We start from the raw sequence: 12,492 nt of genomic DNA, 5'->3' as shown, positions 1-12,492 counted from the left end.
GCCGCTTGTGCTCAGAACGGTGGAGCCCCCGGGCCGGGTGGATCCGTGGTCGTGGTGGCGACCGTGAAGGCGACGAGCGGTGGTGGTGCGTCTTCGCGGTAGATCCGCCCGGTGGGTGAGGTCCAGATCAGCCTTCCGCCCGCGAGTTGTTGGACTCGCCATCGGGTGTGGTGTTTGACGTCGTGGTGTCTCTTGCAGAGGTTGGCGAGGTTGCACACGTGCGTGCCCCCGCCCTCGGATGCGGCGATCGTGTGGTCGAGTTCGCAACGGATGGCGGGTTGCCGGCATCCGGGAAACCGGCAGTGCCGATCCCTCGCCCGTAGAAGTCGCACCATGGCGGCGGTGGGCCGGTAGCTGTCGCACTCGAGCACGGTTCCGGTGACGGGGTCGGTGAGCAGCCGGTCCCACGAGGTCGCGTTGCCCGCGAGCTCGCGTGCGGTCGCGGCATCGATGGGGGAGCGGCCGGCTAGATCGGCCGGCCCCTCGTCCTGACCCATCAGCGTCAACGCCGACACGGCAACCTGCACGTGTGCCCGGATCGCCCCGAGCGTTCCGTCGCCGTCACCGGTGCCAGTCGGGTCGAGGGCCGGCGCCCCCGCGAGGAGGAGGTCACTGAACACGTCGGCGCGGACCTGGTCGATCGATCGGGCATCGTCGACGAACGACGACCCGTCGCGAATCGTCGTGTCGGCATCGGGTGAGCCGCCGTTCGCGTCGGCTCGAGTGTCAGGCGTGCCAGGCGCATCAGCCTGCTGCCGCGCGTTGATGATCTCCCGCGCCTGTCGGGTGAGCCGGTCGACGATCCCGTCGGCGATCACCGTCGGCAAGGTCGCGATCAGGTCCGACATCCCATCGGCCCCGGCCAGCACCCGCACGCACCGCCCGGCCGCGGCCTCCTCGTGCCTCTCGGTGAACGACCGCGGGTGCATCCGCTCGGCGATCATCCGCAACGCGTCGCGCACCCGGTTCGGGGTCTCGCCCTCGCACCGTTCGATCGCGACCCGTTCGAACTCTGCCCGTTCCTCCGCGGGCACGAGGCATCCGATCTCCTGGATCACCCGCACGTGCCCACGCACGATGCGCCCGTCCTCCCACGCGGCCATCGTCAGCGGGAAGTTGTCGACCAGATCGCGCGCCTCGTCGATCCGACGCTGCAGTGTCCGGTCGGTCGCGATGAACACCCCAGCCAGCTCCGCGGCGATCCCGCGCAACGCCATCTCGCGCGCCTTGACCTTCTCCGATGCCCCAGCAGCCTGCTTCTCCGCGAGCACCCCCGCCGCAGCGAGCACCCGAACCTCACGCACCTGGCCAGCCCGAACGACGTCCGCCGCCCCCTCCGCATCCGCGACCAGCTGAGCGAGGGCATCGACGTCACCGTCGCTACCCATCCCGCCGCCGAGCCCATCATGCGAATGCATGTTCGAATCATGTCACGGACCTCCGACATCGCGCCTCGACTATCCACAGGCAGCGCCGTGTTGATCGCTGTCGGAGCGCGTCCACCGGTTTCTGCTGCCTCAGCGCTTGGCGGGTGACGCGCGACGCACCATCGCGGTCTCGTCGGGGGTCTCGAAGCCGAATTCGGCGTAGAGACTGTGCGCGTCGCGCGTGAACAGCGTCCAGCGGAAGTCGTGCCCGGGGCCCTCGTCGATCATGCGCCGGAGGATGCGGTGCGCGACGCCCGCGCCCTGGTGCTCGGCGACGACGAAGACATCGGCGAGATAAGCGAAGCTCGCGCCATCGGATGCCGCGCGGGCGAAGCCGATCTGTTCTCCGGTGTCGGCGCGATAGGCCCCGACGACCCGCCAGGCCGCGTCGAGCTGCGCCTCGAGCACGGAGCGCTCGCGCCAGCGGCCCCAGTAGGCCTCGGACGAGAGCCAGCGCCATACGACGTCGCGCTGGATGCGGGCGGGTGAGTCATCGATCTCGTACTCCACGTCCCCATTGTGCGCTGCAGCACCGGGGAGACCCGGCTGGTAACACGATGCCAATCACGGGCCCGCGGACCGCGGCTGTGTCAGGCTGTGAGGATGACCGACGATCCCGCCGCCGCCCCGCGCCCGCCGCACGGCCCGCGCGATCCCGGCGACGCGTGGGTCGTTGCGCCGTCGGGCGAGCGGTACTGGGGGCGCTTCGGTGCCGCGGGCCTGCTGGCCATCGATCCGGAGCGGGGCGTGCTGCTGCAGCATCGGGTGTCGTGGAGCCACTTCGGCGACACCTGGGGTCTTCCCGGCGGCGCGCGTCACGCGGGGGAGTCCGCGCGCGACGGAGCATTGCGCGAGTCGGCGGAGGAAGCTGGCGTTCCCGCGGACGCCGTTGCGCCGCGGTTCCTGTCCGTGCTGGATGTCGGGGTGTGGACCTACGGCACCCTCGTGGCCGACGTCACGACGCCCTTCCACCCGGTCATCAGCGATCCCGAGAGCCGCGAGCTCGCGTGGGTTCCCATCGATGAGGTCGAGTCCTTCCCGCTGCATCCCGGGTTCGCGGCATCCTGGCCCCGGCTGCGCGGCCTGCTCTCGCTACGCCCGACCGTCATCGTCGACGTCGCGAACGTGGTCGGTTCGGTCCCCGACGGCTGGTGGCGCGATCGGGCCGGTGCCGCCGAGCGGCTGCTCGCCCAGGTGGCGGCGTTGGCCGAGCGGGGGATGGATGCCGCGGACCTGGAGCTCCCCGAGGACATCTGGTTCCCGCGCGTGGTCGCCGTCGTCGAGGGGCAGGCGCGCGACGTCACCGCCCCCGCGGGGGTCGAGCTCGCTCGCGCACCGGCCGCCGGTGACGATGCGATCGTCGACGCGACCACCGCCGCCGTGGCCGCGGGTGAGCGGGTCAGCGTCGTGACGTCGGATCGCGAGCTGTGCGCTCGCGTCGAGGCGGTGGGGGCCCGGGCGGTCTCGACGTCGTGGCTCCGCGACCGGCTGTGACCACCGGCCGCGCAGCCCGGCGCTGGGGCGCGGCCGCGCTGGCCGTCGCTGTCGTCGCGGCAGGGCTCGTGGTCCACGGCATCCTGCCCGACACCGCCGCGACCGACATCGCCGGTGACGCGCTCTACGCCGTGTTGATCTACGCTCTCGTCGTCGCCGTCGCACCCCGTGCCGGAACCGTCGTCGTCGCGGCGGTCGCCGGGGGCTGGTGCATCGCGGTCGAGCTGTTGCAGCTGAGCGACCTGCCCGCGCGGGCGGCCACCGTCTTCCCGCCGGCGGTCCTGGTGCTCGGGACGGTGTTCGACGCGCGCGACCTGCTCGTCTACGTCGTGACGATCGTCATCACCGGGGCGCTGGATGCTGTGTGGCGCCGCCGGCGAGCACCGTCGTCACCCCCGCGATGATCAGGTCGAGCGCCGCGGTGAAGCCGTCATCGTCGCCGGCGGCGATGCGCGCGGGCGAGGCGGCGACGTCGCCCGAGGCCGCGCCCCACGCGTCGGCGCTGCGGCGCTGCTGCTGGTGGAAGGTGAAACCGACGACGAAATGGGTGACGGTGTCGGCGATCGTGTCGGCGAGAGAAGCCGACTCGCCGCGCTCGAGTGCGACGGCCCGGAGCCGCGCGTGCACGGGTGGCTCGACGAGCCCGAGCGCGAGCGAGCTGGAGACGACCTCGGCCCCGTCGCGGTAGGCGAGCAGGCTGTCGTGCAGGCGCACGGCGACCTCTCGGGCGGCGACGTCGAGGCTCGTGCCGGCCTCGTCATCTGCGCTGACCGGACGGAGGATGCGCGCGCTCACGGCCGCGAGCAGCTGCTGCTTGTTCTCGACGTGCCAGTACAAGGCACTCGGCTGCACGCCGAGATGCTCGGCGAGGCGCCGCATCGACAGATCGGGCAGGCCGACCCGGTCGAGCAGCTCGAGGGCGGCGTCGACCACGTCGTCCCTCGAGCGTCGGGGCGCGCGACCTCCGCGGTTTGAATCGTCGGCGATCATGGCGCTACTCTACCTGAACGCCGTTCACGTGAACGGTGTTCAGGAGGAGCCATGACCCCGTCGATCCCCGCGTCGCGCGCCGCGCTCGATGCGACCGACCTCGCCCGCGCCGCGGTGTTCGCGGCCCTCATCGCCGTGCTCGGGCTGCCCGGCTCGTTCCCGCTGTTCGGGGGTGTGCCGATCACAGCGCAGACCCTCGGCGTGATGCTCGCCGGCGCCGTTCTCGGGCCCGTCGTCGGCGCGGCCTCGGTGGGCACCTTCCTCGCTCTCGTCGCCGTGGGGCTTCCGCTCCTCGCGGGCGGCCGCGGCGGGCTCGCGGTCTTCGCCGGCCCGACGGCGGGCTACCTCGTCGGCTGGCTCGTCGGCGCCGTGGTGGTGGGGCTGATCGTCCACGCCGGCGAGCGGCGACCCGTGTGGTGGCGCACCGCGGCCGGGCTCCTCATCGGCGGGGTGCTGGTCGTGTATGCGTGCGGCATCCCGGTCCAGAGCCTCGTCCTGCGCCTGCCGCTCGAGCAGGCGGCGCTGGCGAACCTCGCTTTCGTCCCGGGCGACATCGTCAAGGTCGTCGTCGCGACGCTCGTGGTCGGAGCACTCGTGCGCGGCTACCCTCGCGCCTTCCGGCGCACGTGGGCGCCGCGTGCGAGCACCCGGGCCGGCGATGATGCGCCGACCCGGACCGCCGCCCCGGCATGACGGTCGGCATCCGTCTCGAGGCCGCGGCCGTCCGCCTCGGGGACGTGCAGGTGCTGGAACCCCTCACCCTCGGCCTCGACGCGCGCACGATCGCGGTGGTCGGCGACAACGGTTCGGGCAAGTCGACGCTCGCCCGACTCATCGGCGGACTCGTGCGGCCGACCTCGGGAGCCGTCCGGGTGCTCGGCTGCGACCCGGTCCGGGATGCGGCCGAGCTGCGGCGCCGCGTCGCGATCGTCTTCAGCAACCCGGACGCGCAGATCGTCATGCCCACGGTCGCCGAGGACGTCGCCTTCTCGCTTCGCGGCGATCGCGGCTCGCGCGCCGACCGCGTTGCACGGGTCGACCGGGCGCTCGATCGGTTCGACCTGACCGATCTCCGCGACCACCCCGCGCACGAGCTGTCGGGCGGGCAGAAGCAGCTGCTCGCCCTGTGCGGAGCCTTCGTCCGCGACCCCGAGCTCGTCGTCGCGGACGAGCCGACCGCGTTCCTCGACGGGCGGAACGCCGCCCGCATCGCCGGTCATCTTCTCGGCGACACCGGCCACCGACTGCTGCTCGTGACCCACGACCTCGATCTCGCGCGGCGGTGCGAGGTCGGCGTGCACGTCACCGCGGGACGCATCGTCGACGTGGGAAACGCGGCCGAGGTCGTCGATTCATACGCGAGGACCTGGCGATGACGTCTACCGAGGCGGGCGCGGCACGATGCTGACCCTTTACCGTCCGGATGCGCGGGGGTGGCACCGGCTCCCGGCGGGGCCGAAGACCCTGCTCCTCCTCGGCCTGGTGATGACGGTGTCGCTGCTCCCGGCTGCACCGGCGACTGCGGCCGGTACGGCCGCCCTGTGCCTCGCCTGCTACGCCGTCCCCGGAACGGGCTGGCGCGAGCTGGTCCGACAGATCCGGGCGCTGCGGTGGCTCGTGATCATCGCGCTCGCCGGCCAGCTCATCTTCCTGGGGCTCGAGTCCGCCGTGGTCGGAACCGTGCGCATCCTGGCCGCGATCCTGCTCGCCGCCCTGCTGGCGCTGACGACGCCGGTTGCCGCGCTGCTCGACCTCTTCGAGCGTGCCCTCCGTCCCGCCCGGGCGATCGGCGCCGACCCCGAGCGCATCTCCCTCCTCCTCGTCGTCGCGCTCGGCTCCGTGCCGACGCTCGCGCGCCTGGCAGGCGAGGTGCGAGACGCGCACCGCGCGCGGGGCGCGGGAGGCGGCATCCGTTCCTCCGCGCTGGCGTTCATCGTCCTGGCACTGAAACACGCCGACGACCTCGGCGACGCTCTCACCGCGCGGGGCGTGCGCTGACTCGTGCCGAGTTCGCGCAACCGCGGCGCCTCATCTCACGTCGACGCGCTCGAACCGTTCTCGCGGCACGCGGTCGAGCCGCAGCGGGGCGGCGACCGGCGTGCCGCACCGGCTGCCCGCCGCACGGAATCGCTGGATCGCCCACCGCCGCACCCCGCGGTCGGCCAGCAGCTCGCCGAGATCGCCGAGCCGGGCGTCGTCGATGAGGTCGGGATGCACGGTCGTGCGGACCTCGACATCGAGCGGATGCGGCGAGGCGGCGCGCTCGCGCTGAGCGGCGACCACGAGGTCGAGCGAGCGCAGTGCGGCGCGTCCGCTCGGACCCCGGCCCGTCACGCCGGCGTAGTCGTCGGCCCCCGCTTTCATATCGAGGCCGATCCACGACAGGGCCGGCAGCACGGCTTCGAGCAGGTCCGGGTAGGCGCCGCCCGTATGCAGTCCGACGTCGAACCCGAGTTCGCGGGTCCGTGCGATCGCGTCGGGGAGGGCGCGTTGCATCGTCGGCTCACCGCCCGAGAAGACCACCCCGTCGAGCAGGCCGCGGCGCTCGCCGAGGAAGGCGGCGACGTCCGCCCACGGCATCACCCCGCTTGTCCGCGGATCGATCAGATCGGGGTTGTGGCAGTAGGTGCAGTCCCACGGGCACCCCTGCAGGAACACCGTCGCCACGAGGTGCCCCGGCCAATCGACCGTCGAGAACCGCGAGAGTCCCGCGATGCGCAGCCCGGAAGCGCTGCGACCCGCCACAGCGGACACGTCACACGACCGCCGCGGCGCGTTCGTACGAGAACGCCACACGCTCGGCGGCCTCGCCTCTCTTGCCGATGTTGAACGACGAGACCGGGCGGAAGTAGCCCATCACCCGCGTCCAGACCTCGCACTCGGCGAGGCACTGAGGGCACGTCGCGTGGTCGCCCGAGAGGTACCCGTGCTGGGGGCAGATCGAGAACGTGGGGGTGATCGTGATGTACGGGATGCGGAACCGCTCGAGCGAACGGCGGACGAGGGTCTTGCACGCCGCCGCCGTCGGTGCGGCCTCGCCCATGTAGAGGTGCAGGACGGTGCCGCCGGTGTACCTCTGCTGCAGTCCCTCCTGGAGCTCCATCGCGAGGAATGGGTCGTCGGTGAACGCGACCGGCAGCTGCGACGAGTTCGTGTAGTACGGGTTGGCGGTCGTGCCGGCGTGACGGATGCCCGCGAAGCGCGCGATATCGGCGCGGGCGAAGCGGTAGGTCGCCGACTCGGCCGGGGTGGCCTCGAGGTTGTAGAGGTGCCCGGTCTGCTCCTGGAACTCCACCATGCGTACGCGCACGTGATCGAGCAGGTCTGCGGCGAACCGCATCCCCTCCTCGGTCGTGATGTCATCCGTGTCGCCCGAGAAGTTGCGCACCGCCTCGTTCAGCCCGTTCACGCCGATCGTCGAGAAGTGGTTGTCCAGGGTGCCGAGGTAGCGCCGGCTGTAGGGGAACAGGCCCGCGTCGAGGTTGCGTCCGATGACGGTGCGCTTGGCCTCGAGGCTGTCGCGCGCGATCTCCAGCAGCCGGTCGAGCTGCGCGTACAGGCCCGCGCGGTCGCCGGCGTGCACGAATCCGAGCCGCGCGCAGTTGATCGTGACGACCCCGACCGACCCGGTCTGCTCGGCCGAGCCGAACAGCCCGTTGCCGCGCTTGAGGAGCTCCGTGAGGTCGAGCTGCAGGCGGCAGCACATCGAGCGGATCATTCCGGGGTCGAGGTCGGAGTTCACGAAGTTCTGGAAGTAGGGCAGGCCGTACTTCGCCGTCATCCGGAACAGCGCGTCGGCCTCGGGAGAGTCCCAGTCGAAGTCCTTCGTGATGTTGTAGGTCGGGATGGGGAAGGTGAACGCCCGGCCGTCGGCGTCGCCCTCGGTCATCACCGACAGGAACGCGCGGTTGATCATCGCCATCTCGGGCGCGAGATCGCCGTACGTGAAGTCGGCGAGGCGCCCGCCGACGAGCGGGCGCTGGTCGGCGAGGTCGTCGGGGCAGGTCCAGTCGAAGGTCAGGTTGGTGAACGGGGTTTGGGTGCCCCATCGCGAGGGGACGTTGAGGTTGAAGACGAGCTCCTGGATGCCCTGGCGCACGGCTCGCTCGTCGAGCCCGTCGAGCCGCACGAAGGGTGCGAGATAGGTGTCGAACGAGCTGAACGCCTGCGCTCCGGCCCACTCGTTCTGAAGGGTGCCGAGGAAGTTGACGATCTGGCCGAGGGCGCTCGAGAAGTGCTTCGGCGGGGCCGACGAGATCGCGCCCGGAACCCCGTTGAACCCCTGCTCGAGGAGCTGGCGCAGCGACCACCCGGCGCAGTAGCCGGCGAACACGTCGAGATCGTGGATGTGGATGTCGCCGTCGCGGTGCGCGGCTCCGGCCTCGGGCGCGTAGACCTCGTCGAGCCAGTAGTTGGCGATCAGCTTGCCAGACGCGTTGAGGATGAGCCCGCCGAGGCTGTAGCCCTGATTCGCGTTCGCGTTGACGCGCCAGTCGCGTCTCTCGAGGTACTCCTCCACGGTGCTTCGGACGGGGATGGTGCGCGTGGTCATGGAGGTCCCTTCGCGAGATGCCCCAGATGTGGGGGTCGGATCTCGATTCAGCCACTACATGCTGTGTCGGCCCCGCGTGGCGCGCCGGAACAAATCCCGGCGCACCACGCGCATCAGCCGTCAGCGGGCGAAGCGGAGGGTCACGATCTCGAACGGTCGCAGGGAGAGGGAAACTCCATCGTCGGCGATGGTGGATGCCGCGACCTCGCGCTCGAGCAGATCGGTCCGAACCGCCCCGAGCGCGTCGAAACCGGGGTGCACGACGGTGTCGACCCGGCGGCCGAGCGCCTCGTACACCCGCACGACGACGTCGCCCGAGCCGTCCTCGGCGAGCTTGACCGCCTCGACGACGACCCCCGGATCCGCCACCGTCACGATCGGCTCGATCGCGGAGGCGGTCCCCCTCACCACCCGTTCGGGCAGATTCAGCCGATAGCCCTCGACGACGGCATCCTCGACGTCCGCGCCGACGACCAGGCCGACCCCCAGTGCATACGTGCCCTGATCCTGCGTGGGATCGGGGAACAGCGCCGACCGGATGAGCGACAGTCGGACGACCGAGACCGTGCCGCCGCCGACCGAGCGCTCGGCTCGCGTGATGTCGTGGCCGTAGGTGGAGTCGTTCACGACCGCGACGCCGAAGCCGGGTTCGCCCACGCGCACCCACCGCTGCGCGACGGTCTCGAAGCGCGCGGCATCCCACGACGTGTTGGTGTGGGTCTTCCGCTCGATGTGGCCGAACTGCACCTCCGAGGTCGCGCTGTCGGTGTGCACGTCGACGGGGAACGCGAGCTTGAGCAGTTTCTGCGTCTCGTGCCAGTCGAGTTCGAACCCGAGCGACAGGGTGCGCGACCCGGCATCGAGTCCGATGCGCTCGACCACGCGCGACGAGCCGAAGGACCGGGTGACGACGACCTCGTCGCCGTCGAGCTCGAGGCCGTCGATGTCGGTGAGGTCGGTGACGGTGTTCCGATAGTGCACGTCGACATCCCAGGCATCCCACTGCGTCGGGGTGTCGCGGTGCAGTTGCAGAAGAGCGGATGCCGCGCCCGGCGGCACACTCTCGCGACCACTCGCCACATCGACCGCCGAGACGATCAGGCCGCGATCGTCGATCACCACGCGCACGATGCCGTTGTCGAGCACCCAGCCCTCGGGCGAGCGTTCGGGGCGCACGCGGGATGCCGGGGCAACGGGTACGGCTCCGAGCGCCGGAACCCCGCCGCGCGCGTGCGGCGCGGCGTTGACCCTGAGCTCGGATGTGGCCTCGCCCGACTCGGGCGGTCCCGCGAGAGCGGTCAACGCGTCGCCGATGATCTCCTCGAGCTCGCGGGCGACCGCGGCGTAGTTGCGCTCGGCGTCCTGATAGACCCAGGCGATCGACGATCCCGGCAGGATGTCGTGGAACTGCTGCAGCAGCACCGTCTCCCACGCCCGCGCGAGCCTCTCGGCGGGATACGGCGCGCCGGTGCGCACAGCCGCGGTCGTCGCCCACAGCTCGGCCTCGCGCAGCAGGTGCTCGCTGCGGCGGTTGCCCTGCTTCGTGGCGAGCTGGCTCGTGTAGGTGCCGCGGTGGAACTCGAGATAGAGCTCGCCGACCCAGACCTCGGGCTCGGGGTACTCCGCTTCGGCGGTCTCGAAGAACCGCTGCGGTGTCGAGTGAACGACACGGGGTGAGCCCTCCAGCGAGGTCGTCCGCGCGATCGCCGCCGTCATCTCGCGCGTGGGGCCGCCCCCGCCGTCACCGAATCCATAGGGGAGCAGCGACACCGTGCCGCGCCCCTTGTCGGCGTAGTTGCGTTCGGCGTGCGCGAGCTCGGCTGCCGACACGATCGAGTTGTACGAGTCGACCGGCGGGAAGTGGGTGAACAGGCGGGTGCCGTCGATGCCTTCCCACCGGAAGGTGTGGTGCGGCATCCGGTTCGTCTCGTTCCACGAGATCTTCTGCGTGAGGAACCAGCGGGCGCCCGCGGCCTTCGCGATCTGCGGAAGAGCCCCGCTGTAACCGAACGAATCGGGAAGCCACACCTCGGGGGTGTCGATGCCGAACTCGCGCTCGAAGAAGCCTTTGCCCGCGATGAACTGCCGCGCCAGGGCCTCCGCGCCGGGCAGGTTCGTGTCGGATTCGACCCACATGCTGCCGACCGGCACGAACCGGCCCTCCGCCACACGCGCGCGGATGCGCTCGAACAGGTCGGGGTAGTACTCCTTCACCCATGCGTACTGCTGCGCCGACGACGCGGCGAAGACGAAGTCGGGGTCTTCGTCCATGAGCGAGAGGACGTTCGAGAACGTGCGAGCGACCTTCCGCACCGTCTCGCGCACCGGCCACAGCCACGCCGAGTCGATATGGGCGTGCCCGACGGCATGCAGGGTGTGTGCGCTCGCCGAGGCCGGCGCGGCCAGCACGGGAGCGAGGACGGCGCGGCCCGCGGCGGCGGTACCGGCGACGTCGTGCGGGTCGACGACGTCGATCATCCGCTCCAAGGCGAGAAGGAGGTCGGCACGGCGGGCCGACGCCGGGTCGAGCTGCGCCGCAAGTCCCCGAAGCGCCGAGGTGTCGTCCAGGAGAGCGGTGACCTCGAGGTCGCGCAGTCGCACATCGACCGTCCGCAGCACGTAGACGGGATCGTCCCCGGCGGTCGCCCGGTCGCCGACCGGTGTGGGCGCGAAGGTGAAGATGCTCCCGACGTCGGGGTTGGAGGCGCCCTCCACGAAGACGTCGATCTCACCGCCCGGCGACACCGCCTCGGTCACCGCGTCGTTGAACGGCGCGATGCCGCGCAGCGGCCGGCCGTCGACCGACCACACCATCGCCTCGCATTGGAAGCCCGCCTGTCCGGTCGTGAATCCGAGGTCGACGACGAGCTCGGGTCGCGTCCCGGCGATCGGCTCGCCCCCGTCGAACCACTCGTCCGGCGCCTCGCCCGTGACGCGGAACCAGGTCGTCCCCCACGGGCGTCCCCACGGTTCACCGACCGTGATCGGACGGTAGGCGCCGTCGCGGGCCTCGTCGAAGGCGACCGGCTCGGCCGGCGCCTCCCAGCAGCTGACCGCGAGCGGGCGGGAGTCGCGGTGGATCGCCGGGGCCAGACGTTCCCGGACGAATCGGTCGATGCGCAGCAGCGCGAGAGTGGAGCGGTCGTGCATGGAGGAGCCTTTCGAGGAGGAAGCGGGTCAGCCCTTGACGGAGCCGGCGAGGGCGAACGAGCCGCCCGAGAATCGCTGAACGAGGACGTACAGCACCACCATCGGTGCGGCGTAGAGCACCGAGTAGGCGGCGAGCTGTCCGTAGGCGATCGAGCCGTACTGACCGAAGAAGTTGAAGATCGACACCGCCGCCGGGAACTTCGACGACGTGAAGAGCAGCACGAAGGGGACGAAGAAGTTCCCCCAGGCGGTCGTGAAGACGAAGATGAACACGACGCCGATGCCTGAGCGCATGAGCGGGATGACGATGCGCGCGAGAGCCTGCATCGACCCGGCCCCGTCGACCCAGGCGGCCTCTTCGAGAGAGATCGGCACCGAGTCCATGAAGTTCTTCAGCATCCAGATCGCCATCGGCAGAGATGTCGCGGCCATGAAGACGATGACGCCCCACACCGAGTCGAGCAGCCCGAACGAGACGAACAGCGCGTAGACCGGCACCATCATCGCGGTGATCGGCAGCCCGGTGCCGAAGAGGATCGCGTACATGAACGTCTTCTGGAACCGCATCGCGTAGCGCGACAGCGGGTAGGCCGCGAGCACACCGACGACGACGGTGATGACGGCGGTGCCCAGCGAGACGAGGATCGAGTTCAGGAGAGGCTGGAACGTGAGCTCCCACGTCATCACCTGCGTGTAGTTCTCGAGGGTCCAGGTCTCGGGGACCTTCATCGTGACCTTCGCGTCGCCGTCGAAGGAAGCGAAGACGATCCACAGCAGCGGCACGAGGAAGAGCACGCCGATCGCCGCGAGGATGATCGACGACAGCACGGTCTGAGCCCGCTTCCGCGGTGCCGAGACCGAGGTGGCGATGGTGGCCAT

At 70.9% G+C, this 12,492-nt stretch carries 12 protein-coding genes; 5 read left to right on the top strand and 7 right to left on the bottom strand.

Annotated features, from left to right (window positions below):
• Window positions 1-11: 11 nt before the first annotated feature.
• Together VC184_RS12995 and VC184_RS12990 are read right to left on the bottom strand one after the other, a co-directional pair.
• The gene (locus VC184_RS12995) at window positions 12-1,418 is read right to left on the bottom strand and encodes an HNH endonuclease signature motif containing protein (RefSeq protein WP_323986503.1); all 1,407 of its coding nucleotides are present in this window, start codon (window positions 1,416-1,418) and stop codon (window positions 12-14) included.
• Between the two features lie 99 nt (window positions 1,419-1,517).
• Window positions 1,518-1,937, bottom strand: coding sequence for a GNAT family N-acetyltransferase (locus tag VC184_RS12990; protein ID WP_112617516.1), 420 nt, complete (start codon window positions 1,935-1,937; stop codon window positions 1,518-1,520).
• Between the two features lie 93 nt (window positions 1,938-2,030).
• On the opposite strand from VC184_RS12990, the gene VC184_RS12985 reads away from it, so the two are divergent.
• Together VC184_RS12985 and VC184_RS12980 are read left to right on the top strand one after the other, a co-directional pair.
• Entirely contained in the window at window positions 2,031-2,921 is an 891-nt protein-coding gene (locus tag VC184_RS12985; protein ID WP_323986501.1) for an NUDIX domain-containing protein, read from the top strand.
• Complete coding sequence (locus VC184_RS12980; protein WP_323986499.1) at window positions 2,918-3,325, top strand: ribosomal maturation YjgA family protein; 408 nt, start codon at window positions 2,918-2,920, stop codon at window positions 3,323-3,325. The genes VC184_RS12985 and VC184_RS12980 overlap by 4 nt, the downstream gene beginning before the upstream one ends.
• Here the strand turns inward: VC184_RS12980 and VC184_RS12975 are convergent.
• Entirely contained in the window at window positions 3,264-3,854 is a 591-nt protein-coding gene (locus VC184_RS12975) for a TetR family transcriptional regulator (RefSeq protein WP_323986498.1), read from the bottom strand. The genes VC184_RS12980 and VC184_RS12975 overlap by 62 nt on opposite strands.
• Before the next feature lie 108 nt (window positions 3,855-3,962).
• Here VC184_RS12975 and VC184_RS12970 point away from each other — a divergent pair, with 108 nt between their 5' ends.
• The 3 genes from VC184_RS12970 to VC184_RS12960 are packed head-to-tail and all read left to right on the top strand — an operon-like array spanning window position 3,963 to window position 5,909.
• On the top strand, window positions 3,963-4,604 hold the full coding sequence (locus VC184_RS12970; RefSeq protein WP_323986497.1) for a biotin transporter BioY: 642 nt from the start codon (window positions 3,963-3,965) through the stop codon (window positions 4,602-4,604).
• Window positions 4,601-5,287, top strand: coding sequence for an energy-coupling factor ABC transporter ATP-binding protein (locus tag VC184_RS12965; protein ID WP_274179006.1), 687 nt, complete (start codon window positions 4,601-4,603; stop codon window positions 5,285-5,287). The genes VC184_RS12970 and VC184_RS12965 overlap by 4 nt, the downstream gene beginning before the upstream one ends.
• Before the next feature lie 25 nt (window positions 5,288-5,312).
• Complete coding sequence (locus tag VC184_RS12960; RefSeq protein WP_323986496.1) at window positions 5,313-5,909, top strand: CbiQ family ECF transporter T component; 597 nt, start codon at window positions 5,313-5,315, stop codon at window positions 5,907-5,909.
• 30 nt (window positions 5,910-5,939) lie between these two features.
• Here VC184_RS12960 and VC184_RS12955 read toward each other — a convergent pair whose 3' ends face one another.
• From VC184_RS12955 to VC184_RS12940, 4 genes are all read right to left on the bottom strand, one after another.
• Complete coding sequence (locus VC184_RS12955; protein WP_274179004.1) at window positions 5,940-6,656, bottom strand: anaerobic ribonucleoside-triphosphate reductase activating protein; 717 nt, start codon at window positions 6,654-6,656, stop codon at window positions 5,940-5,942.
• A gap of 10 nt (window positions 6,657-6,666) precedes the next feature.
• Window positions 6,667-8,463 carry a ribonucleoside triphosphate reductase gene (locus VC184_RS12950; protein WP_323986495.1) on the bottom strand — a complete coding sequence of 599 codons (1,797 nt, stop codon included), beginning with the start codon at window positions 8,461-8,463 and terminating at the stop codon, window positions 6,667-6,669.
• 120 nt (window positions 8,464-8,583) lie between these two features.
• On the bottom strand, window positions 8,584-11,613 hold the full coding sequence (locus tag VC184_RS12945; protein WP_323986494.1) for an alpha-mannosidase: 3,030 nt from the start codon (window positions 11,611-11,613) through the stop codon (window positions 8,584-8,586).
• A 27-nt stretch (window positions 11,614-11,640) separates the two neighbouring features.
• Window positions 11,641-12,492 (bottom strand): carbohydrate ABC transporter permease, encoded by an 852-nt coding sequence (locus VC184_RS12940; protein WP_112617507.1) that lies wholly within the window; start codon window positions 12,490-12,492, stop codon window positions 11,641-11,643.

The sequence above is a fragment of the Microbacterium plantarum genome, from assembly GCF_035231185.1.
GTDB lineage: Bacteria > Actinomycetota > Actinomycetes > Actinomycetales > Microbacteriaceae > Microbacterium > Microbacterium plantarum.
Note: the sequence above shows the minus strand (reverse complement) of the source record. Positions and strands in the feature narration are given on the sequence as shown.